This window comes from Herbaspirillum sp. BH-1 (assembly GCF_002870055.1).
In the GTDB taxonomy this organism is placed as follows: Bacteria; Pseudomonadota; Gammaproteobacteria; order Burkholderiales; family Burkholderiaceae_D; genus Herbaspirillum; species Herbaspirillum frisingense.
Genome location: NZ_PKOI01000006.1, coordinates 198,532 through 221,163 on the forward strand (window position 1 = coordinate 198,532; position 22,632 = coordinate 221,163).

Here is a 22,632-nt window from a genome sequence, read left to right on the forward strand (position 1 = left end):
CGTTAAAAGACGCTGAAGTCAACTCTTGAACCGGTGGCAAGGATGAGCCTGCCAACGGCTCCCAGCCATTGAAGGAATTGAAATGCGCGTCGCCGATTACATCATGTCCCGCCTGGCCGAACTGGGCATCCGCCAGGTGTTCTTCCTGCCGGGTGGCGGGGCCATGCACCTCAACGACGCCCTGGGCCTTCACCCGCAGCTGGAACCGGTGCTCTGCCTGCACGAGCAGGCTGCCGGCATCGCCGCGGAAGCCGCCGGCAAGCTGCTGGCCGGCCCCAGTGCCTGCCTGGTGACCAGCGGCCCGGGCGCGACCAACGTCATTACCGCCACCCTCGGCGCCTGGCTGGATTCGACACCGGTATTCTTCGTCTCCGGTCAGGTCAAGACCGCCGACCTCAAGGCCGGTACCGAACTGCGCATGCTGGGCGTGCAGGAAGCCGATATCGTCACCATGGTGTCTTCCATCACCAAGAAGGCCGTGACCCTGTTGCGCCCGGAAGACGTGGGCGTGGTCTTCGACGAGCTGGAACAGGCCGCCATGAGTGGCCGTCGTGGCCCGGTCTGGCTGGATGTGCCGCTGGACGTGCAGGCCATGGAAGTCGATCCGGCCACCCTGCGCCGGGCGCCGGCAGCGGTGCAAGCCCCGCGCGCAGACCTGCGCAGCGAGGCCGAGGCAACCCTCGCATTGTTGCGCAAGGCACAACGTCCGGTGGTCATCTCCGGTAGCGGCGTGCGCATTGCAGGCGCCGTTCCGGAACTGCGCGATTTCCTCGATCGCGCCGGCGTGCCGGTGCTGACCACCTGGCTGGGCATGGACATCATCGAGGAAGACCATCCCCTGTACGCCGGTCGTCCTGGTTCGATCGCGCCGCGCTGGGCCAACTTCGCGTTGCAGAACGCCGACCTGATCCTGGTGGTGGGCGCCCGTCTGGACATGGCGATGACGGCCTACGCGCATGACCGCTTTGCCCGCGGTGCCGTGAAGATCATGGTCGATATCGACGTCGCCGAGATTCGCAAGATGAAGATGGAAATCGCCCTGCCTGTGGTGGCCGATGCCAAGGATTATCTGGTGGCCTTGCACGCGGCGCTCGATCGCCAGCCGACCCTGCCGTCCTACGCAGCATGGCTGGAGCGCATTGCCGGCTGGAAGCAGAAGTATCCCCTGCTGCAGCCCGAGCAGATCACCACCGAAGGACCGCTTAGCCTGTATCACTTCACCGATGCACTCTCCTCCGAGATGGCCGAGGGCGACGTCATCGCCACCGGCAGTGCCGGCTTCTCGGTGGAACTGTTCCTGTTGGCATTGCGCCTGAAACCAGGCCAGCGCTGCTTCCACAACCGTGGCACCGGCGCCATGGGCTTCGGCGTGCCGGCGGCCGTCGGCGCCTGCCTGGCGGCGGGCCGCCAGCGCACCATCTGCGTGGAGGGTGACGGCGGTCTGCAACTGAACGTGCAGGAACTGGCAACCATGGCCAGCCTGCAATTGCCGGTGAAATGCTTCGTCATCAACAACGCCGGTTACGCTTCGATCCGCACCTCGCAGACCAACTATTTCAAGCGCCTGGTCGGAGCCGATGCCAGCAGCGGAATGGCGCTGCCCGACCTGGAAACCCTGGCCCGCGCCTATGGCGTGCCGTTCATCCGCATCGAGTCAGGCGCGCGCTTGTCCGAGCAGCTCAAGCAGGCACTGGCCGGCGACGGTCCGCTGCTGTGCGAGGTCATGGTGCTGCCGGAAGAGCCGCGTATCCCGCGTATTGCCACCCGCCAGGGCGCCAACGGCAAGATGGAATCGTCGCCGCTGGAAGACCTGTTCCCCTTCCTCGACCGCGAAGAGCTGCGCAGCAACATGCTCATCCCGCTGATCGGTGAATGAGTTCGCAATGAGCGACATCCTTTCTCTCTTTTCCCTGCAGGGCAAGGTCGCCGTGGTGGCCGGTGCCTCGCGCGGTATCGGTCATGCAATCGCCAATGGCCTGGTCGATGCCGGCGCCAGGGTGGTGGGCTTCGGGCGTTCGGATGCCGCTGCCGATGCGCGCTTCGACTACCGTCGCTGCGACGTATGCGCTCCGGCCGCCGTGGCTGGGCTGTTCGATGATGTCGAGGCCGAGTTTGGCGCCATCGACGTCTACCTGCACGTGGCCGGGATTACCCTGCCTTCCCAGGGCGGTATGCAATCGAGCGAGACCTTCAACGCCACCCTTGCCAGCAACCTCAGCAGCGCCTACGACTGCTGCGCCAACGCCGGACGCCGCATGGCCGCACGCGGGCAGGGTTCGATCATCACGGTCACCAGCATCGGCTCGCTCATGGCCTTTCCCAATAATCCCGCCTACGTCGCCGCCAAGGGTGGTCTGCGCATGATGAGCAAGGCACTGGCGCTGGATCTGGGGCCGAGCCAGGTGCGCGTCAACTGCCTGGTGCCAGGCTATGTCCAGACCGCCATGACCGCCGCCAGCCATGCCGACCCGGTGCTGCATGAACAGCGCGCCGGTCATACCATGCTGGGACGGTGGGGACAGCCCGAGGACCTGGTAGGCGCCGCCATCTTCCTGGCTTCGCCAGCCAGCAAATACGTCACCGGCACCGACCTCATCGTCGATGGCGGATGGACTGCAAAAGGATTGTGATGAACAACATAGGATTCATGCAGGGACGCCTGGTCGATCGTATCGACGGCAAGATCCAGGCCTTTCCCTGGGATACCTGGCAACTCGAGTTTCCGCGTGCCCAGGCGCTGGGCCTGACGGCAATGGAATGGACCCTGGACGACGAGCGTCTGGAGCAGAACCCCTTCATCACTGAACAAGGTCAGGCCGAAATACGGGCATTGATGGCAAGCCATGGCGTGGCCGTCCACTCGTTGACAGGCGACTGCTTCATGCAGATGCCGTTCTGGAAATACGAGGGCCAGCAACGCAGCGAACTGCTGCGCAAGTTTGATCTGGTGCTGGCCGCGGCTGCGCGCCTGGAGGTGCGCTTCGTCGTGGTGCCGCTGGTGGACAACGGCCGCCTGGAGACACCGGAACAACGCGATGTGCTGGTACGCCATCTGCTGGAACGGGCAGAGGTGCTGCGTGCCACCGGGGTGCAGGTGATCTTCGAGACTGACTATGGTCCGGATGACTATCGGGCCTTCATGGCCCTGTTGCCGGCTGACGTCTTCAACGTCAACTACGATATCGGCAACAGCGCCAGCCTGGGCTTCGATCCCGATGAAGAATTTGCCGCCTATGGCGAGCGCATCGTCAATGTCCACGTCAAGGATCGCAAGCTGGGCGGAACCACCGTCCCCTTGGGGACCGGCGACGCCGACTTCGAGAAGGTGATGGCCGGCCTGGCGCGCCGACACTACGCCGGAAGCTTCATCCTGCAGACCGCCCGCGCCGACGACGGCGACCATGCCGGTGCCCTGGCGCGGTATGTGCAGATGGTGACCGGGCTATTGAGCCGCCACTATGGAACTTGATCTGCGCGGCAAGGTGGCCCTGGTCACCGGCTCTTCGCAGGGCATAGGCCGGCAGATCGCCGCCGCCCTGGCAGGTGAAGCTTGCCAGGTGCTGCTCAACGGCCGCGACCCCTCCAGGCTGGAGGCCACCGCGCATGCGATCGGTGGCATCGGCGTGGCCGGTGACGTCACCACTGCGGCCGGCGCCGCCTCGGTGGTGGAGCGCGCCGTTGCCGTTCATGGTCAGCTGGATCTGCTGGTGTGCAACGTCGGCAGCGGCACCTCGGTGCCACCCGGTACCGAATCGGAAGAAGAGTGGTTGCGGGTCTTGCAGCTCAATCTGCTGGCCACGACCAACACGGTTCACGCCGCGCGTCGCTTCCTGAAGAAAGGTGCGGCCATCGTGTGCGTTTCGTCCATCTGCGGCAGCGCCGAGCTGGGTGCGCCGACGGCCTATTCGGCTTCCAAGGCTGCGGTCGACAGTTTCGTGCGCAGCGCGGCGCGTTACCTGGCCAAGGAGGGCGTGCGCATCAATGCGGTGGCACCGGGTAATATCCTCTTCGAGGGCGGCAGTTGGGAACGCAAGGTCAAGGCCGCGCCCGAGAAGGTGACCGAGATGCTGGAGCGCGATGTCGCACTGGCCCGTTTCGGTACCCCCGAGGAAGTGGCCGACATGGTGCTCTTCCTGTGCTCGGCGCGCACCAGCTTCGCGACCGGTGCCGTGTTCGTCCTCGATGGAGGGCAGCTGCGCAGTTGAGCGGCCGTCCCGGCGCTGGCCAGCTGGCATGCCTGATGGCGAGCGTCCTTTCATTTTCTCTGTGGCAAAGATCAAGGCTATGTCCAATCCCGTTTCCAGCAAAGACCTGTTCGACCTGCAAGGCAAAGTCGCTGTCATCACCGGCGGTGGCGGCATGCTGGGTTACCAGCACGCAGCGACTATTGCCAGCCTGGGAGGGCAGCCGGTATTGCTCGATATCGACCCCGCCGGCCTGGAAAGAAACGCCCGCGCGCTGCGCGACGAGTTCGCCATCGATGTGCTGGTCCTGCAGACCGACATCACCCGGCTGGACCAGGTACAGGCCGCGCGTGAGGCCATCCTCCAGCAGCACGGCGCAATCGCTATCCTGATCAACAACGCTGCCCGCAATCCCAAGGTGGAAGATGCGGACGGGATGAATTTCTCGCGTCTGGAAAATTTCCCTTCCGATCAATGGCAGCTCGATATCGATGTCGGTCTGGGCGGCGCTTTCAACTGTTCCAAGGTATTCGGTGCGCACATGGCGCAGGCCGGTGGCGGGGTGATCGTCAATATCGCCTCCGACCTCGGGGTCATCGCGCCGGATCAGCGGCTGTACCAGGTCGAGGGCCGCGCGCCGCATCTGCAGCCGGTCAAGCCGGTGACCTACTCGGTGGTCAAGCACGGCCTGATCGGGTTGACCAAGTACCTGGCCACCTATTGGTGCGAGCAGGGCGTGCGCTGCAATTCGCTTTCACCGGGCGGTGTGTACGCCGGGCAGAACGATGTGTTCGTCAGCAAGCTGGTCAAGCTCATTCCCATGGGGCGCATGGCCCGGCCTGACGAATATCGTGGCGCGATTGCCTTCCTCTGCTCGGATGCATCAAGCTATCTGAATGGAACCAACCTGGTCGTCGATGGAGGCAGAAGTGTCTGGTAACTCATCCAATGGACTGTCCCTGCACATGCAGGAATCGCTGCAGGTCTTCCAGGCCTTCCTGGGGGATGCCGCCCTCAATGCGGAGTTGCAGGCCATCGGCGAGCTGTGCGTGCAGACCTATCAACGCGGCAACAAGATACTGATCGCCGGCAATGGCGGCAGTGCCGCCGACGCCCAGCATTTTGCCGGCGAACTCGTCAGCCGATTCTATTTCGACCGGCCGCCTCTATCGGCCATCGCGCTGACCACCGATTCCTCCATCCTCACGGCCATCGGCAATGACTATGGCTACAAGGAAGTGTTCGCCCGCCAGGTGCTGGCCAATGGGTGTGCAGGTGACCTGTTCATCGCCATTTCCACCAGTGGCAATTCGGAAAACATCCTGCACGCCATCGAGGCCTGCCGCCAGAAGGACATCAAGGTCGTCGGCCTCACCGGACAATCGGGTGGCAAGCTCAAGGCCCTGTCCGATCATTGCCTGTGCGTGCCGTCGGCTTCCACACCGCGCATTCAGGAATGTCACCTGGTCATCGAACATGCCCTGTGTGCGCACATCGAACAACGGATCTTCCGGCCGGAGCCTGTATGAAGGCCATCGTCCTGTGCGGTGGACTGGGAACCCGCCTGGGCGAGCTGACCCGGGAGACGCCCAAGCCCATGATTCCCGTGGCCGGCCGTCCCTTCCTGTCCTACGTGCTGGACCGGCTGGTGGAGGGTGGTGCCAGTGAGCTGGTGCTGGCCGTCAGCTTCCAGTGGGAAAAGATCAGGGCGCTCTACGGCAGCCAGTGGCGTGGTGTCCCCGTGGTCTATTCGGTGGAGCCGCAGCCGCTGGGAACCGGCGGCGCGATCCGTCATGCCATGCGTTCGCACGAGATTGAAGAAGCCATCGTCGTCAACGGCGACACCCTGCTCGACCTGGATGCCGGTGCATTGGCCGCTTTCGCCCGTGACAAGGCGGCCGATGTTGCCATGGCGCTCAAATACATGGCCGATACCTCTCGCTTCGGGCGCGTCGAGATTGACCAGGCTGCACGCGTGCTGGGTTTTCGGGAAAAGGGTGTGGGCCAGGCGGGTCTGATCAACTCCGGCGTCTATCACGTCCATGCCCGCGTGTTCGCTGACAGCACCGACGCCGCCTTCAGCTTCGAGCTCGATGTGCTGGCCGGCAAGCTCGATACGGCAGCCATCTACGGCATGCAGACCGATGCCTATTTCATCGACATGGGAGTGCCGGAAGATCTCGCGCGCGCCCAATACGAACTGCCACTGCCACGGCGGGACGTTGCCGGGGAGGGCCCTGCGCGATGATGGATCTGTCCATGCCGGTAGAGGAGTTCAAGGCCTACATGGGCCAGCAGCTCGACCGTTTTTTTCCTGACCGTTACGCGTTTGCCGGCGCGGATGTCGATGCCGCCTTCGATGAGGCCTTGCAGCGGCTGGAGTATTGCCTGAAGTTCGTCTCGATCCGCGGCTTCGTGGTCGATGGCAAGGTGCAGTTGTCGCACCTGCATTCGGGCCAGTACTGCCATTTGCTGTATTTCATGGGCAACAGCCTCTGGAAGCGGTCGCAGAATCAAGCCTTGTGCGACAAGCTGATGCTGCTGAACCAGGCGCTCAACGGCGTGTTCTGCTCCTACAAGCTGGCGCTGCCCGAGATCTTCTTCCTCAACCATCCGGTGGGCAGCGTGCTCGGCCATGCGCAGTATTCCAATTTCCTGGTGATACTGCAGAACGTGACCGTCAATACCGATCCGGAGTTGAAGATCGGTGAATGTGTGGCATTGACCGCTGGCGCGCAGATCATCGGTAACAAGCCCATCGGTGCGCGCTCTTCCATCGGTGCCAATACGCTGGTGTTCGATCGTGAGATTCCGGCGGACAGCGTGGTCTACAACGGGCCGACGGGACTCGTCATCCGTCCACGGGGACGCGAGAGCCTGGCCGAGCGCTATTTCAACGTACCGTCGGCCTAGGCATCAGGCATCAGGCATTGCGGCGTCGTCACCCGGCGCCCTCCATTTCATCGCGAGGAAAGAATGTTCAAGGGAATTGACGCAGCCGGCATGAACGCCAACGATCTGCAGGCCGACACGGATTACTTCCTGAGCATCGCCCGGCCCGATGGCGGCGCGGTCGTGCTGCCGTTCCGCCTTGGCGACCAGCGCCTCTCGGAGTGCGGCGAGCATGTGGTGCTGGCAGCGCGGGAGAAGTTCGAGCTGCTCAGACAGTTGCATCGCTATCCCGAGATCCTGGCCCTGGCCGACGCCAACCGCCCGGCTGCCAGCGCCACGCTGGAGGCGGCGCTGGCAGGGGCATTCAGTGTGGACCGTGGGTTGTACATCTTCGGTGCCCACAAGCTGGGGGCGAAGGTTGCGCGGTTCTGCGTGGAACGCGGGATCGAGGTGAAGGGCTTCATCGATAACAGTAGCGATAAGCATGGCAAGCGCATCGATGGCATCCTCATCGGTGGTCCCGGGCAGATCGATGGCGAGAACGAGTCCGTGGTCGTGGCCAGCGGTCGCTACAGCAACGTCATCATGGCGCAGTTGCAGGGGCTGGGCTGGAAGCATGTGAAGAACATGCACGAACTGATGTTCGCACTGCGTACCTCGCATAATGCCGAGAGCGATTTCCGCTCCTTCGTCGACGTACTCGACACCGACGCCATGCGTTTCATCTCGGCCTTCCTGGCACTGGACGACGAGCGTTCGCGCCAGGTCTTCGACGGTCTGATCCGGATGCGCCGTACCTTGGCCACCCAGGTGGCTGATGCCATCAAGTCGCCTTTCGCCGATGAATACCTCGATGCGGATTTTGTCCAGCCAGCCGACATGGCCTACTACGTCGATGCCGGCGCCTTCAACGGCGACAGCCTGGAGCGCATGGAACAGCGCCTGGGCAAGGTGACCCATGCCTACCTGTTCGAACCGGAGTTGCCGGCGTATTACGATGGCCTGAAACGACATGCCGACCGGCCCGAGGTGTTTTTCTACAATCTCGGCCTGTCGTCGTCGTACCAGAAATTCACCTATCGTCCCGCGATGTCGTTCGACCTGCTGCAGGAGATCGACAATCCCATCCCCAATGACATCGTCTCCTACATCCAGACCATACGTTTGGACGACATCATCACCGGCCCGGTGACGCTGTTCAAGCTTGATATCGAAGGTGCCGAGGAAGAAGCGCTCAAGGGCGCGGCCGACACCATCCGGGCGCAGCGGCCCAAGCTATGCGTGTGTGCCTATCACCGGGCGTCCGACCTCTGGAAACTGCTTGACGAGGTCAAGCGGATTCGTCCGGACTACAAGGTGGGACTGCGTCACTACTCCGATCTGATGGACGACTCGTCGTTCTATTTCTATTGATGATGCGCAGCGCGGTGCCGGGCACTGCGCTCCCGCCTTGTTTTCCGACCTGGACTTGACGCCATGGACCATCCCCATTCCGATACCCGCCATTGGACACGCCCCCCCCTGTGCGCCTGTCCCCTTTGCGGCTCCCTGCCCGAGCAACCCTTGCTGTCGCTCTCATTGTCGCAGCGTGCAGGGCTGCCCTCCGACATTACGGTATCCGTCTGTGCAGCCTGCGATTTCGCCTACGTGGCACCGGTCGATGCGCAAGCCTATGACCGCTATTACGCCGCCAATACCAATGACCAGATGTCGGTCCACGCGGAGATTTCCGAGCTGGACGCCAGGCGCTATGTCACGCAGGCCGATACCCTGGCCGCCATCCTCGGTGGTCCGGAGGCGCTGGATGTCCTCGACGTGGGATGCGGCGAGGCAGGCCTGTTGCGCACCCTGGTGGCGCGTTTTCCGCAGCATCGCTATGCCGGCAGCGATCCCAACGTCAAGGAGGATGCGCCGGGTGGGCGTGGCGCGCATCCGCGCATCCGCTTCAATCGTTCGTGGCAGGAAATCGATCAACAGTTCGACGTGATCATCCTGTCGCACGTGCTGGAACACATCGTCGACCTCAAGGATTTTTCCGCCATCGTCGGCAAGCTTGCGCCGGGCGGCAAGATCTACATCGAGGTACCGGATGCGGCGCACTATGCGTCCGCGCCGCGCCGGGAGTTCTGCTATTACTTCGATCGCCTGCACGTGAATCATTTCTCCCTCGCGTCCTTGTCGGATGTAGTACGAAGCTGGGGTCTGGGAATCCGCCAGGCTGGTCGCCAGGATTTCACCTACAAGGATGGCAATCCCTTCCCCGCCTGCTATGTCATCGGCGCAGCAGGGGGCGACAGCGCGGCTGGTCTGGAGGCGCCGCGTGGCCTGCCGCAGGCGCTGGCCTCCTATCTTGCGCAAGAGCGCGACCGCGCAGGCAGGATGGCGGCGCAGTTTGTCCCCGGGCAGGAGATCGTGGTCTATGGTTTTGGCGATAATTTCTTCCGCTCGCGCGCGGCCGGCGGGCCGCTGTCTGCCTGCCGGGTGCGTGCCGTGATCGATGCGCGCTGGGAAGCGCTGTCGCAATCGGCCTATGCCGGGCAATACCGTTTCATGGACCGTGATGCCGCGCTGCGCGAGCATGCCGGACTGCCCATTGTGGTGACCGTATCGTGGGGGGGCGAGACGATAGGACGAATGCTGGCCGAAGCTGGGGCACAGAAGGTGCTGGTGTTCTGATATCCGCGACGATCATGCGGGCGGACGCAACATGAAAGGAGAAGCAATGAAATTGCTGATATCTGGCGGGACGGGTTTTTTCGGTAAGGCACTGCTGCGCCATTTCCTTGGCAGGGCACTGGAGAGCGGCACGCCGGACTTCGCCCAGATCGTCGTGCTCAGTCGCGCGCCGCGGCGCTTTCTCGACCAGCATCCGGAATTCGATGGCTTGCCCTGGCTGCGCTTTCACGAGGGCGACATCCTGTCGCCGCAGACCTTGCCGCACACCGACCGTTTTAGTCACATCCTGCATGCTGCGGCTGATTCCACCGATGCAGCGAGGCTGACGCCGCTGGAACGGTACGACCAGATCGCAGCGGGCACGCGCCATATGCTGGAGCTGGCGGCAACCACCGGCGCCTCGCGCTTCCTGCTGACCAGTTCAGGTGGTGCCTATGGGCCGCAGCCTGCCGACATGGTGGCGATGCCAGAACATCTGCACAGCATGCCCGACCCGCTCAATCCCGGTAATGTCTATAGCCTCGCCAAGCGCCAGGCGGAGCACCTGTGCGCGCTGTATGCGGCGCAATACGGGTTCGAGGCGGTAGTGGCACGCTGCTTCGCCTTTGTCGGCGAAGATCTGCCGTTGAACGCGCATTTCGCCATCGGCAACTTCATCCGAGATGCCTTGTACGGGCAGGAAATTGTGGTCGGTGGGGATGGCAGCCCGGTACGTTCCTACATGCACCAGGCCGACCTTGCGCAGTGGCTGACGTTCTTGCTGCGCGAAGGCAAGGCCGGCGAGGCCTACAACGTGGGTTCGTCCGAGGCGGTGACGGTGGCCGAGTTGGCCGGACTGGTGCGAGAGCTGGTTGCACCGGACAAGCCGGTACGCATCATGGCCAAGGCCGTTGCCGACAATCCGGGCCGCAACCGCTACATTCCCGATATCACCAAGGCCCAGGCACTGGGCGCGCCGCCAGTGCGCGGCTTGCGCCAGGCCATCGCGGACACGGTCCAGTCCCTGCGGCAACGCAGCTGAGTCGCCTTTGACCGGAGTCAGGTGGCGCTGTCCTTGAAGCCGTTGGGATTCTTCTGCTGCCAGCGCCACGAATCCGCGCACATGGCGTCCAGACCGAGGCGGGCCTCCCAGCCGAGCTTTTCCCTGGCCTGGGCCGGATCGGCGTAGCAGGAGGCGATATCGCCAGGACGACGATCGGCGATGGTATAGGGCAAGGTCTTGCCGCAGGCCTTTTCGTAGGCCTTGACCACGTCCAGCACGCTGTAGCCGATGCCGGTGCCGAGGTTGACCGAGAAGCATTGCGGCGTGGTCAGTGCCTGCAGGGCAGCGACGTGGCCATGGGCCAGGTCCACGACGTGGATGAAGTCGCGCACGCCCGTGCCATCGGGTGTGGCATAGTCGCCACCCCAGATATTGAGTTTCTCGCGGCGGCCGATGGCGACCTGCGCCACGAAGGGCATCAGGTTGTTGGGAATGCCGTTGGGGTCTTCACCGATCAGGCCACTCTCGTGTGCGCCAACCGGATTGAAATAGCGCAGCAGCGCGATCTTCCAGTCGGGATGGGCGCGGTAATAGTCGCGCAGCATATCCTCGATGACGATCTTGCTGCGGCCGTAGGGGTTGCTGGCCGACAGCGGATGGGCTTCATCCAGCGGCAGGTATTGCGGATCACCGTAGACCGTGGCCGAGGAGGAGAAGACGATGGTCTTCACGCCGGTCGCTTCCATCGCTTCCAGCAGGCGCACTGTGCCGACCACGTTGTTGTCGTAGTACATCAGCGGCTTTTCCACCGATTCGCCCACCGCCTTCAGGCCAGCGAAGTGGATGACCGCATCGCACTTGAATTCGCGCAGCACGCTCTCGAGCTGGTCGCGATTGCGGATGTCGCCCTTGACCAGGGAGACCTGCCTGCCGCTGATCTGCTGTACCCGCTTGACCGATTCCGGGCTGCTGTTGCAGAAGTTGTCGAAGACGATGACTTCGTGGCCTGCATTGAGCAGTTCCACGCAGGTGTGCGAGCCGATATAACCGGCGCCGCCGGTGACGAGGATGTTCATGAGCTGACAGTTCTCCGGGTGTGTAACCCGGAGATTATGTCAGACTCTGGTAGAAGGCGATCTGATTCTCGCTCAGGCTGCGCAGATCCTCGTTGTTGAGGTAGCCGGCATACCATTGCGCAGTCAGCTCCAGCGCGGTGTAGAGCTCCATCTTGGGAATCCAGTCCAGGCGCTGACGGGCCTTGGAAATGTCCAGCCGCAGCGTGCCGGCCTCATGCGGGCCCTGCGGTTGCGGCTCCAGTCTTACCTCCACCGGCATCACGTCATTCTTCTGCAAGGAATGGTTGAAGGTGGCGCAGAGCTGGCTGACGGTCTGCATATCGGTGTCGGCCGGGCCGAAGTTCCAGGCCTCGCCATACTTGCCGCCGTGCTCATAGAGCAACTGGGCGATCTGCAGATAGCCCGACAATGGCTCCAGCACGAACTGCCAGGGGCGTACCGCATGCGGGTTGCGGATGCTCACGGCCTCGTTTCTTTCCAATGCACGGACGAAATCGGGCACCAGCCGGTCGGCTGCGAAGTCGCCGCCGCCGATGACATTGCCGGCGCGCACGCTGGCGATGCCGACCGGGTTCTCCGGGTCCTTGGCGAAGAAGGAACGGCGATAGGCCGAGGTCACCAGTTCAGCCGCGCCCTTGCTGCTGCTGTAGGGATCGTGGCCACCCATCGGGTCGTCCTCGCGATAGCCCCACAGCCATTCACGGTTTTCATAGCATTTGTCGCTGGTGACCACCACCACCGAGCGCACGCACGGAGTGTGGCGCACTGCTTCCAGCAGGTGTGCGGTCCCCATTACGTTGGTGGCGTAGGTATCGAGGGGCGTGCTGTAGGAGTCGCGTACCAGCGGCTGGGCGGCCAGGTGGAAGACGATGTCCGGCTGCACCGCCGCCAGCGTTTCGGCCAGGTGCTTGGGATCGCGCACGTCACCGGTGGTGGTCTGCACACAATTGTGCAGCCGCGCCAGGTGGAACAGGCTGGGATTGGTCGGCGCCGGCAGCGAATAGCCGCTGACCTTGGCGCCCATCAGGTGCAGCCAAAGAGTCAGCCAGCTTCCCTTGAAGCCGGTGTGACCGGTGATGAAAACGCGCTTGTCGCGCCAAAAATGAGCCATCAGGCAGCCTCTTACACGTAGGGCGGAGAGTCGTTCGGGTGCAGAGGCGTGGGTGCGATGTTTCACGCGGCGGCCGGCACGTCGGTGGCGGCTCGGCCTCCCGGTATTTTCCGTGTCGGGATCACGTTTTCCCTGCGAAACCACGACTGCATGGTTGTCTTTATTCTGACCTGGCAGCGAGCCCTCGCGGCAGCTCACTACGATGGGTCAGATTAGAACATGCGGTTTTTCGCCTTCAAGCGTGGAAGAGGAGGGTATTTGTCGTCCAATCCCCGACTATAGCCGGATGACAACAAAAATTTACTTTTTTGGGTTTGGCTGGCGCCCGCGCTGGCCGCAGAAGCCGCTTTGCAGGCGGGCTTCCGGGCAATGAGGTGATACGCGGTGTCTCGTCATCCTAAGTCTTGCAGCGGGTGTGGCAAGCGTGAGAACGACGCCGGTCGGGCTGGGAATCAGAGCAGACTGACCACCGATTGCCCCTGGTCGAGCTGGTCGTCGCGATCGAACAGGGTGTCGCCCGCGGCCTGCTTGCCTGCAACCGGCTGGAAGCTGCCGAAGTCGAACAGGCTACGGTCCAGCATATGCGATGGCGTGATGTTGGCCATGGCGGTGAACATGCTCTTGATCCACAAGGGATTGGTCTTTTCCCACTCATTGAGCATTTCGCGCATGGCCTGACGCTGCAGGTTGGGCTGCGATCCGCACAGGTTGCAGGGGATGATGGGGAATTCCATGGCGGCCGCGTACTTCTTGATATCCGGCTCGCGCACATAGGCCAGCGGACGGATCACCACGTTCTCGCCATCGTCGGCGATCAGCTTGGGCGGCATGGTCTTGATCTTGCCACCGTAGAACATGTTGAGCATGAAGGTATGCAGGATATCGTCGCGGTGATGGCCCAGGGCGATCTTGGTGGCGCCCAGTTCCTTGGCCACGCGGTACAGGATGCCGCGGCGCAGGCGCGAGCACAGGGAGCAGGTGGTCTTGCCTGGGGCGATCTTGTCCTTGACGATGCTGTAGGTGTCTTCCTCGACAATGCGGTAGCGCACGCCGATGCGCTCGAAATACGCGGGCAGGATGTGCTCGGGGAAACCCGGCTGCTTCTGGTCCAGGTTCACGGCGATGATCTCGAACTTCACCGGTGCCACCGTCTGCAGGTAACGCAGGGTCTCCAGCATGGTGTAGCTGTCGGCGCCGCCGGACATGCAGGCCATGATGACGTCGCCGTCGCGGATCATGTCGAAGTCGGCGATGGCACGGCCGGTCATGCGGCGGATGCTCTTTTCCAGGATCTCGAAGCGGCGTGAGCCGCGTGCCGTCACTTCCGCATGCGCGCCGGCAGCCGGCGTGGACGGTTCATCCAGCCCGGGCAGCTGGGTCAGGTCGGACAGTTGCACTGCGGCCGCAATGTCGTTCATGGGGGAATTCCTTCAATCGGTAGGCTGTTGCTGCCGCGCCAACGCCAAGTCTGCCGGTTGATAAACAGGCAAGATGGCTGGGCACGGGCGGAGGACCGGCATTTTCTCATGCAGCGCCGGTTCGTGCCATGGGCGGGGCGCGTTCGGGCAGTGCGCCTTGCGCAAAACGTGGCATTCAGGCCGCATCGGTGTAGGGGCCGACGTTCACCTGGCGGTTCAGCGCACGCCCAGTTCGTGGCGACTGCGAATCTGGCGGATTGCCGCAATCAGGAAATCAGCGAAGGCCGAGACTGCAGGGGGCAGCTTGCGGCCCGCCATGGTCTGCACCTGCAGGGTGCGCTGGTGCAGTTCGGACTCGGCCATGGCAACCAGGGCCATGCCATCTTCCTCGGCACGCTCCTGTACGGTCAGGAAGCCACCCAGCGCCACCGTATCGGGCGAGCGTGCGGTGAAGCGGTACACCGCGCCCAGTGAGTGGCTGGTGAAGACCGGGGCGAACAGCAGGCCGCGCATGCCGCAGGCAATGTCGAACAGTTGCCGCACCGTGGAGCCTTCCTCCGGCAGCGCCAGCGGATAGGGCTGCAGATCGCTCAGGGCCAGCAGCTTGCGGGTGGCCAGCGGATGCTCCCGTTTCATCAACGCAAAGATCGGCCCGGACTCGCGGTAGGCGATGGCCAGGCCCTCCGCCGGCCCCAGGCTGTAGGTGACCGAGATATCGGCTTCGCCGTCGATGACCATCTGCGAGGCCTTGGCCGCTCCCACCACGTTGAGCTTGAACTGCATGCCCGGATATTGCTCGCGGAATTGCGCCATTACATTGGGCAGCAGGTCCCAGGCGAAGCCTTCCGAACAGGCCAGGGTGACCACGCTCTGGCCCACTGCATTGAGACCCTTGACCTCGGCCAGCACCTGTTCCACCTCCAGCAGGTTGCGCCGGGCGAAGGCCATCAGTACCTCGCCGGCCGGGGTCAGGTGCATGCCGCGTGCGCGCCGCTCGAACAGCACAACGCCGGTCTCCTCCTCCATCTTGGCAACCTGACGGCTCACTGCCGAGACGGCCACATGCAAGCGCTCGGCGGCGGCCGTCAGCGAACCGGTGCGACCGACCTGGTAGAAATAGCGCAGCGTGGTACTTTGCATGGAAGGGACCAGTGAAGGGAAAAGGGTTTTCATTTTAAACAAATATGAAGCTTAATCATTGCAAAGCAATGGAAGTATCTTATGGTGCATGGCGACATAGGTGCGTAAAAAAATACGGTTTTAGCGCCAGATGTGCACGATTTTTGGGCTGATGGCGGTGTTGCAGCACCATTTTATGGTTTGCTAAATAGAGAATGAATCGTTTTAAAAATTGACATTGTTGGAAATGTTGATGGCTCCTAGAATTCTTTCGAGATTCAGATCCAAGGAGCCTTGTCCATGTCCCGCAGTACCGCCCTCCATCTGGCCGCCGAGTATTTCGACTCTGGCCTTTTCCAGAACGACCTGCAGCGTCGCATCGCACTGCCTACCGAAAGCCAGAATGCTGCCCGTGCACCGGAGCTGGTGCAGTATCTGCAGGATGAGATCGCCCCGGCCCTGGCAGCACTGGGCTTCGAATCGCGCCAGGTGGACAACCCGATTGCTGGCGCGCCCCCTCTGTTGCTGGCGCGCCGCATGGAGTCGGCCGATGCCGTGACCGTGCTCATGTATGGCCATGGTGACGTGGTCAACGGCCAGGAAGGGCGCTGGCAGCAGGACCGCTCGCCCTGGCAGCTGGAACCCCATGGCGACCGCTGGTACGGACGCGGCGCGGCCGACAACAAGGGCCAGCACAGCATCAACCTGGGAGCGTTGGCCGCGGCGATCGCTGCTGCCGACGGCAAGCTCGGTTGCAATGTGAAGATGATTTTCGAGATGGGTGAAGAAGTGGGGTCGCCCGGCCTGTACGAGGCTTGCCGCGAGTATGCCGACTACCTGGAGGCAGACCTGTTCCTGGCCTCGGACGGTCCACGGCTGGCCGCGTCCAGCCCGACACTGTTCCTCGGTTCGCGTGGCGCACTGCAGTTCAAGCTCAGTCTGGATATCGGCAATGGCGCCCATCACGCCGGCAACTGGGGTGGCGTGCTGCGCAATCCGGCCACCGTGCTGGCCAATGCGGCGGCCTCTCTCGTGGATGCGCGGGGCGTGATCCTGGTGCCGGGTCTGCGCCCGCGCCAGGTCAGCCAGCGCGTGCGCGCACTGGTGCGCGACTTTGCCGTGGGCAGTGACGCCGGCGATCCCAAGCTGGATGCAAACTGGGGTGAGCCAGGCTTGTCTGCTGGCGAGCGTCTGTTTGCCTGGAACACGCTGGAACTGATCGCCTTCGAGGCCGGCAACGCCCAGCGTCCGGTGGGGGCCATCCCGGCGCGGGCGCAGGCGGTGTTCCAGTTGCGCTTCGTGGTCGGCACTGTGTGGGAGGACGTGCAGACGAGCCTGCGCAAGCATCTTGACGAGCAGGGTTACCACGATGTGCAGATCGAGATCCAGGCGGCCGCCCCGGCTACCCGTCTCGATCCGGACGACCCCTGGGTCGCGCTGGCCACCAGCTCCATGCAAGAGACCGTCGGCAAGCCGGTGACCATCCTGCCCAACCTGGGTGGCACCATCCCCAATCACTGTTTTTCCGAAGCGCTGGACCTGCCTACGCTGTGGATGCCGCATTCCTACCCCTCGTGCTCGCAGCATGCGCCGGACGAGCATTTGCTGGCCTCGGTGGCCCGCGAGGGTTTGCAACTGATGGCGGGCCTGCTGTGGGATATCGGGCAGCAGGGACGGCAGGTGGCCGATGCCCGGCGCGCCGGGCAGGCCGCGCATCACCCCGCACCCCTGCCTGCCTGATCGGCCGTCGAACACTACCCAACGCAGTCCATCCATACGGGAACAAGAACATGAACGCAGCGTCTCCATCGGCAGCACAGGAAGTTTCTCCCTCCGCGCACAGCGAGCCGGCCCCGATGTCGGCCGCCCGCACGCGGCGACTGATCATTGCCTCCTCCATCGGCAATGCCCTGGAATGGTTCGATTTCGTGGCCTACGGCTTCTTCGCCGTGACCATCTCCAAGCTGTTCTTCCCCACCGGCGACGACACGGTCTCGCTGCTGGTGACCTTCGCTACCTTTGGCCTGTCGTATCTGTTCCGCCCGCTGGGGGCCATCCTGCTGGGCTGGTACGGCGACAAGGTGGGGCGCAAGCCGGCGCTGCTGGTCTCGCTGTCGATGACCGTGGTCGGCACCCTGATCTGTACCGTGATCCCGACCTATGAATCGATCGGCGTGGCGGCTCCCATCGGCATCCTGGTGGCGCGCATCCTGCTAGCGCTGTCGGCCGGTGGCGAGTTCGGTTCGGCCACCGCCTTGCTGACCGAGACCGGCTCCAAGCGCCGCGCCTTCATGGCCAGCTGGCAATTCTCCAGCCAGGGCGCGGCCGCGTTGATGGCGGCGCTGGCCGGTTTCCTGCTGAACCTGTGGCTCACGCCGGAGCAGATTTCGGCCTGGGGCTGGCGCCTGCCGTTCGCCTTCGGCCTCTTGATCGCGCCGGTGGGCCTGTACATCCGCCGTCACATCGATGAAGTACCGATGGCGAAGAAGGCCCAGGCCAGTCAGGCGGATGACGCTTCCTGGGGCCTGCAGGTGACCCGCGTGCTGGTGGCCATGGGCATCCTGTCTGTCTCCACTGCCGCCACCTACCTGATGCTGCTGTACATGCCGACCTTTGCCATCAAGCAACTGCACCTGCCGCAATCGACGGCCTTTGCCGCTGCGGCGGTGACCGGCGCCATCCTGATGGTGGGCGCGCCTTTCATGGGCCTGCTGGCCGACCGTTATGGCCGCACCCGCATCATGGTGGTGTCCACCGTGCTGACGTTGGCGACCATCTATGGCTCCTTCGTCTGGGTCATCGCCCAGCCCAGCGTATGGGTGATGATGGCCATCATGATCTGGGCCGGCATCCTGAAGGCGGTGTACTTCGGTTCGCTGGGCGTGGTGCTGTCCTCGATCTTCCCGCCGGCGACCCGGGTGCGCGGCATGGGCATCAGCTATAGCCTGGGCGCAACGGTCTTCGGCGGTTTCACCCCCTTCATGGTGACCTGGCTGGTGGGCAAGACCGGTAATCCGGTGTCGCCCAGCTACTACCTGATGGGCTGCGCGGCCATCAGCCTGGTGTGCGTGTCGATCTACCACCTGCGCCTGAAAAAATACCTGTAAAACAGCCAACAGCGTGACGCGGGGCAGGAAATTTTCCCCGCGCCGCGCTACCATGGCGGTTTTGCCGGTGAAGCTCGGCTGCACCGGCATCGGCGTTTCTCAATCTGACGAGGTCCTCATGTTTTCGCATCTCCCGCCGTATGCCGGCGATCCCATCCTGAGCCTGATGGAACAGTTCCAGCGCGACGAGCGCAGCAACAAGGTCAACCTTTCCATCGGCATCTACACCGATGGTCGTGGCGTGGTGCCGGTGCTGCCCTCGGTGCGCACCGCTGCCGCGGCGGTGGCCGAAGTCGGCGCGCCCTACGTCTATCTGCCCATGGAAGGCCATGCCGCCTATCGCCAGGCGGTGGCCAAGCTGCTCTTCGGTGCGGATCTGCCCTCGGCGGAACATCTGGCCATCGTGCAGACCCTGGGCGGCTCGGGTGCGTTGAAGGTGGGTGCCGACCTGATCGCGCGTTTCTTCCCTCAACCCACCATCTGGCTGCCGGACCCGACCTGGGACAACCACGTCGGCATCTTCGAAGGCGCCGGCTTCAAGACCGAGCGTTACCCCTACTACGATGCGCAGACCAAGGGCCTGAACTTCGAGGGCATGCTGGCCAAGCTGGATTCCCTGCCCAAGGGCGCGGTGGTGCTGCTGCACCCCTGCTGCCACAATCCGACCGGCGTCGATCCGACCCGCGCGCAGTGGGAACAGATCGTCGACGTGCTCGAAAAGCGCGGTCTGCTGCCCTTCTTCGACCTGGCCTACCAGGGCTTCGCCGAGAGCCTGGACGAAGATATCTGGCCGGTGCGCGAGGCGGTGCGTCGGCAGATTCCGTTCTTCCTCTCCAATTCCTTCTCCAAGATATTCTCGCTCTACAGCGAGCGCATCGGTGCGTTGTCGGTGTTCTGCCCGCAGGCAGGCCAGGCGGCCAATGTGCTGGGCCAACTGAAGCTGACCGTACGTCGCAACTACTCCAGCCCGGCGCGCAATGGTGCGCTGCTGGTGGCGCATGTGCTGGGCGATGACAAGCTGGCCACGCAATGGCGTGCCGAAGTCGAGGAGATGCGGGTACGGGTGCGCGACATGCGCGTCAAGCTGGCCTCGCAACTCAAGAGCGCGGTTCCGGACCAGGACTTTTCCTTCCTGCTGCGCCAGAACGGCATGTTCGGTTACACCGGCCTGACGTCCACCCAGGTGGACCGTCTGCGCGAAGAGTTCGGCGTCTACGCCGTGGGTACCGGTCGCATCTGCGTGGCCGGCCTCAACGACAGCAACGTTGCACGCGTGGCCGAGACCATGGCCGAGGTGCTGCGTGGCTGAAGTGGCGGGCAAGGCCGCATTGGTTGCGGCCGACATCCGCCACAAGAGCTATGAAGACGTGCTGGCGCTGGTGGCCGGCACGCTCTTCGTCTCGCTGGCGGTGAACATGTACAGCCAGGTGGGCCTGTTGACCGGCAGCACTGCCGGCCTGGCCTTCCTGACGCATTACCTGACGGGCCTGCCGTTTGGCGTGGTGTTCTTCGTCATCAACATCCCGTTCTACTATTTCGCGTTTCGCCGGATGGGCCGGCGCTTCACCGGCAAGACCTTCTGCGCGGTGGCGCTGGTGTCCGGCTTTTCGTTGATGCATCCGCACTTCATCAGCTACGGCAAGCTGGACCTGTTCTACAGCGCGGTGCTGGGTGGCCTGTTGATGGGGGTGGGATTCGTGATGCTGTTCCGCCATGGCGCCAGCCTTGGCGGGATCAACGTGGTTACGCTGTTCCTGCAGGACCGTTACGGCCTGCGTGCCGGCAAGTTGCAGATGGGCGTGGACGTGGTGATCGTACTGTGTTCGCTGTTGGTGGTAACGCCGCGGGTCTTGCTGGCGTCCATCCTGGGTGCGGTTACTGCCAATCTGGTGATTGCCTTGAATCACCGGGCGGGCAGGTATATGGGGATGTAGTTGAGCTTATTCCTGCCAAGCCTGTCGCTCAGGATCAATGCCGTCCAACGCAAGCTGGACGGCATTTTTCTTGATGGCATCAGGCGCTGACCGGTTCACCGGTCGCCGACCTGACGGGATAGGGCTGGATCAGCAGATCGGCCGGGAGGTTCAAGCCGGCGCTGAGCTTGCGGATCATGTCCAGGGTCATCGGACGCACCCGGTTGAGGATGTCGGAGACGCGACCACGTGGTCCCAGGTAGGGCTCCAGATCCTTACGCGTCAGGCCACGCGCCTCCATGACATGCAGCAGGAAGTCGATGGGGTCCGGATCACCAATGGCAAAGTGCGAGCGCTCGTAATGGGCGATCAGCAGGGTAAGTACATCCAGTTGATCGGCTTGTTGCGAACGTGCCGGAGCATCCCACAGACGCTCCGCCTCGGCCAGTGCAGCGCGGTAGTCCTTGCGGGTACGTATCAGTTTGAGTTGCATGTGGCATTCCTTCAAATCGTTTCCACATCAATGGCGTCATACTGGCGATGCGTGTCGACGAAGCGGATGTAGATCAATTCCTTGTCGTAGCGTACAGCGACCACCAGCCGGTAGTCGTTGCCCTTGATATTGAACACCACACGGTTGTTTCTGGTGAAGCTGGCATTGCGATAGGCCGCCTTGATGTCGGCCGGGGTCTTCCAGTTCACCCGGCTGGCCAGGGCGTGCCATGCTCGCAGCGAAGTCTCCGCGGCAGGGTGTGCGGTCCAGAAAGTCCGTAAGGTGGAGAGGGCAATGATGCGCATCGACACACCGTAACATGCTACCACCTTGGTAGCGGGACGGAAGTGTAAAACCGTATGTAATTCTCGAAAAACACAGAACCCCGCATCAGGCGGGGTTCTGGTCGTGCTGCCGGCGGAGGACGGCTGGAATGCGGCGGATCGGATCAGCCCGCGGTCTTGATACGGAATGTCTCCACGCCCACCGAATCGCAATCCGGATAGACGTCAGGCTTTTCGGTGGAGACGCGGACCGCACGCACCTTGGGATGGGCCAGCATGGCCGTCATCACGTCATCGCACAGGGTTTCCTGCAGGTGGATGTGGCCGCGTGCCATGCGCTGGGCGATGGTGGAGCGGATGAAGTCGTAGTCCACCACTTCGTCGAGGTGATCGGCGGTGGGGGTGGTATCGGCCAGCGGGACGTAGAGATCGACGTTGATCAGGATGCGCTGCTCACCCTTCTTTTCGAACTCGTGCACGCCGATGTTGATGAACACCTCGTAGTTGCGCAGGAACACGCGGCGGCAATCTTGCAGGGAAGGATGGGACAGGAAGAGCATGATCAGAAATGTAAAGGTTATTTCGCCACGAACATGACGTCGCGCGAAAGGGGAAGCAAATGCTGGCCGCCATCGACCAGCAGGGTGGTACCCGTCACGGCCCGCGCCGAGGCCACGTAGCAGACGGCGGCGGCGATGTCCTCGGGGGTGCTGCCACGGCCCAGGGGCGTGACGGTGTGCGCCCGGTCGAACTGTTGCTCGGTCTGGTCGCCCGAGACCATGGTCAGGCCGGGCGCCACGCCCACCACCCGGACCTTGGGCGCCAGTGCCTGCGCCAGCAGGGTGGTGGCGCTGTGCAGGGCAGCCTTGGACAGGGTGTAGGACAGGAAGTCGGGATTGGGATTGTACAGTTTCTGGTCCAGCAGGTTGACCACGACGGCTTGTTCGCCCTCCGCCGTGGCCTCGTACAAGGCCTGCGCCAGCAACACCGGGGCGCCGACATTGGCACTCATGTGGCGCAGCAGGCGTTCGTTGCCGAAGCTGGCGGCGTCATCGAAATCGAACAGCGAGGCGTTGTTGACCACACAGCGCACGCGTCCCAGCGGTGCAGCCTGGGTCAACAGGCTGCTCACCTGGGCCTGGTCGCCCAGTTCGGCATGCACGGCCAGCGCCCGGCGTCCCAGGGCTTCGATCTCGCGTACCAGGGTGTCGGCCTCTTCGCGCGAACGGTTGTAGTGGACGGCCACGTCCCAGCCGGCCCGCGCCAGTGCCAGGGCGATATGCCTGCCGATGCGCCGCGCCGCGCCAGTGACCAGCGCGACGCCGGCTGAAGTGGATGAGCTCATGCTCCAGGTCTCCAATAGTCCGATACTCCAAT

Annotated in this window: 23 protein-coding genes; 15 read left to right on the forward strand and 8 right to left on the reverse strand. The window is 63.3% G+C overall.

The genetic code is table 11. From position 1 onward, the window contains the following. The first annotated feature begins 82 nt into the window (after positions 1-82). The 11 genes from HBH1_RS10645 to HBH1_RS10695 all read left to right on the forward strand — a co-directional run bounded on the left by HBH1_RS10645 (position 83) and on the right by HBH1_RS10695 (position 10,773). A complete protein-coding gene (locus HBH1_RS10645) occupies positions 83-1,876 on the forward strand; it encodes a thiamine pyrophosphate-binding protein (RefSeq protein ID WP_102662746.1) in 1,794 nt (597 codons plus the stop codon). Positions 1,877-1,883: 7 nt separating this feature from the next. Continuing rightward, on the forward strand, positions 1,884-2,630 hold the full coding sequence (locus HBH1_RS10650; RefSeq protein ID WP_006461292.1) for an SDR family oxidoreductase: 747 nt from the start codon (positions 1,884-1,886) through the stop codon (positions 2,628-2,630). After that, positions 2,630-3,469: a sugar phosphate isomerase/epimerase family protein gene (locus tag HBH1_RS10655; RefSeq protein WP_102662747.1), complete on the forward strand. Its 840-nt coding sequence runs from the start codon at positions 2,630-2,632 to the stop codon at positions 3,467-3,469. Before HBH1_RS10650 ends, HBH1_RS10655 begins: the two co-directional genes overlap by 1 nt. Next, positions 3,459-4,205 (forward strand): SDR family NAD(P)-dependent oxidoreductase, encoded by a 747-nt coding sequence (locus HBH1_RS10660; protein ID WP_102662748.1) that lies wholly within the window; start codon positions 3,459-3,461, stop codon positions 4,203-4,205. Before HBH1_RS10655 ends, HBH1_RS10660 begins: the two co-directional genes overlap by 11 nt. A gap of 79 nt (positions 4,206-4,284) precedes the next feature. Next, complete coding sequence (locus tag HBH1_RS10665) at positions 4,285-5,124, forward strand: SDR family oxidoreductase (protein ID WP_102662839.1); 840 nt, start codon at positions 4,285-4,287, stop codon at positions 5,122-5,124. Between the two features lie 25 nt (positions 5,125-5,149). Next, positions 5,150-5,713 carry a D-sedoheptulose-7-phosphate isomerase gene (locus tag HBH1_RS10670; protein ID WP_006461296.1) on the forward strand — a complete coding sequence of 188 codons (564 nt, stop codon included), beginning with the start codon at positions 5,150-5,152 and terminating at the stop codon, positions 5,711-5,713. Further along, on the forward strand, positions 5,710-6,432 hold the full coding sequence (locus tag HBH1_RS10675; RefSeq protein WP_158243291.1) for a nucleotidyltransferase family protein: 723 nt from the start codon (positions 5,710-5,712) through the stop codon (positions 6,430-6,432). Before HBH1_RS10670 ends, HBH1_RS10675 begins: the two co-directional genes overlap by 4 nt. Next, positions 6,429-7,097 (forward strand): LbetaH domain-containing protein, encoded by a 669-nt coding sequence (locus tag HBH1_RS10680; protein WP_006461298.1) that lies wholly within the window; start codon positions 6,429-6,431, stop codon positions 7,095-7,097. Before HBH1_RS10675 ends, HBH1_RS10680 begins: the two co-directional genes overlap by 4 nt. A gap of 63 nt (positions 7,098-7,160) precedes the next feature. Next, on the forward strand, positions 7,161-8,489 hold the full coding sequence (locus tag HBH1_RS10685) for an FkbM family methyltransferase (protein ID WP_102662750.1): 1,329 nt from the start codon (positions 7,161-7,163) through the stop codon (positions 8,487-8,489). A gap of 150 nt (positions 8,490-8,639) precedes the next feature. Further along, the gene (locus HBH1_RS10690; protein WP_158243293.1) at positions 8,640-9,752 is read left to right on the forward strand and encodes a class I SAM-dependent methyltransferase; all 1,113 of its coding nucleotides are present in this window, start codon (positions 8,640-8,642) and stop codon (positions 9,750-9,752) included. Positions 9,753-9,798: 46 nt separating this feature from the next. Further along, positions 9,799-10,773 carry an NAD-dependent epimerase/dehydratase family protein gene (locus HBH1_RS10695; RefSeq protein WP_102662752.1) on the forward strand — a complete coding sequence of 325 codons (975 nt, stop codon included), beginning with the start codon at positions 9,799-9,801 and terminating at the stop codon, positions 10,771-10,773. Between the two features lie 17 nt (positions 10,774-10,790). Here the strand turns inward: HBH1_RS10695 and galE are convergent, their stop codons facing one another. The 4 genes from galE to HBH1_RS10715 all read right to left on the reverse strand — a co-directional run bounded on the left by galE (position 10,791) and on the right by HBH1_RS10715 (position 15,479). Continuing rightward, complete coding sequence (gene galE / locus HBH1_RS10700) at positions 10,791-11,810, reverse strand: UDP-glucose 4-epimerase GalE (RefSeq protein WP_006461302.1); 1,020 nt, start codon at positions 11,808-11,810, stop codon at positions 10,791-10,793. A gap of 34 nt (positions 11,811-11,844) precedes the next feature. After that, positions 11,845-12,921, reverse strand: coding sequence for a CDP-glucose 4,6-dehydratase (gene rfbG / locus HBH1_RS10705; RefSeq protein ID WP_174616835.1), 1,077 nt, complete (start codon positions 12,919-12,921; stop codon positions 11,845-11,847). A gap of 452 nt (positions 12,922-13,373) precedes the next feature. Then, positions 13,374-14,339, reverse strand: coding sequence for a tRNA 2-thiocytidine(32) synthetase TtcA (gene ttcA / locus HBH1_RS10710; protein WP_199181564.1), 966 nt, complete (start codon positions 14,337-14,339; stop codon positions 13,374-13,376). A 216-nt stretch (positions 14,340-14,555) separates the two neighbouring features. Then, a complete protein-coding gene (locus tag HBH1_RS10715; RefSeq protein ID WP_102662753.1) occupies positions 14,556-15,479 on the reverse strand; it encodes a LysR family transcriptional regulator in 924 nt (307 codons plus the stop codon). A 279-nt stretch (positions 15,480-15,758) separates the two neighbouring features. On the opposite strand from HBH1_RS10715, the gene HBH1_RS10720 reads away from it, so the two are divergent. The 4 genes from HBH1_RS10720 (at position 15,759) to HBH1_RS10735 (ending at position 20,499) form a co-directional block, all read left to right on the forward strand. Next, positions 15,759-17,198 carry a M20 family metallopeptidase gene (locus HBH1_RS10720; RefSeq protein ID WP_102662754.1) on the forward strand — a complete coding sequence of 480 codons (1,440 nt, stop codon included), beginning with the start codon at positions 15,759-15,761 and terminating at the stop codon, positions 17,196-17,198. A 50-nt stretch (positions 17,199-17,248) separates the two neighbouring features. Further along, positions 17,249-18,565 carry an MFS transporter gene (locus HBH1_RS10725; RefSeq protein WP_102662755.1) on the forward strand — a complete coding sequence of 439 codons (1,317 nt, stop codon included), beginning with the start codon at positions 17,249-17,251 and terminating at the stop codon, positions 18,563-18,565. Positions 18,566-18,683: 118 nt separating this feature from the next. Beyond that, the gene (locus tag HBH1_RS10730; RefSeq protein ID WP_102662841.1) at positions 18,684-19,874 is read left to right on the forward strand and encodes an amino acid aminotransferase; all 1,191 of its coding nucleotides are present in this window, start codon (positions 18,684-18,686) and stop codon (positions 19,872-19,874) included. Then, the gene (locus HBH1_RS10735; protein WP_077236265.1) at positions 19,867-20,499 is read left to right on the forward strand and encodes a YitT family protein; all 633 of its coding nucleotides are present in this window, start codon (positions 19,867-19,869) and stop codon (positions 20,497-20,499) included. The genes HBH1_RS10730 and HBH1_RS10735 overlap by 8 nt, the downstream gene beginning before the upstream one ends. A gap of 79 nt (positions 20,500-20,578) precedes the next feature. On the opposite strand, the gene HBH1_RS10740 is transcribed toward HBH1_RS10735, so the two are convergent. From HBH1_RS10740 to HBH1_RS10755, 4 genes are all read right to left on the reverse strand, one after another. Continuing rightward, positions 20,579-20,971, reverse strand: a complete 393-nt coding sequence (locus HBH1_RS10740; RefSeq protein WP_006461307.1) for a helix-turn-helix domain-containing protein — start codon at positions 20,969-20,971, stop codon at positions 20,579-20,581. Between the two features lie 11 nt (positions 20,972-20,982). Beyond that, positions 20,983-21,276 carry a type II toxin-antitoxin system HigB family toxin gene (locus tag HBH1_RS10745; RefSeq protein ID WP_102662756.1) on the reverse strand — a complete coding sequence of 98 codons (294 nt, stop codon included), beginning with the start codon at positions 21,274-21,276 and terminating at the stop codon, positions 20,983-20,985. 143 nt (positions 21,277-21,419) lie between these two features. After that, positions 21,420-21,815, reverse strand: coding sequence for a dihydroneopterin aldolase (locus tag HBH1_RS10750; protein ID WP_006461309.1), 396 nt, complete (start codon positions 21,813-21,815; stop codon positions 21,420-21,422). A 17-nt stretch (positions 21,816-21,832) separates the two neighbouring features. Beyond that, the gene (locus HBH1_RS10755) at positions 21,833-22,600 is read right to left on the reverse strand and encodes an SDR family oxidoreductase (protein WP_102662758.1); all 768 of its coding nucleotides are present in this window, start codon (positions 22,598-22,600) and stop codon (positions 21,833-21,835) included. Between the last annotated feature and the right edge of the window lie 32 nt (positions 22,601-22,632).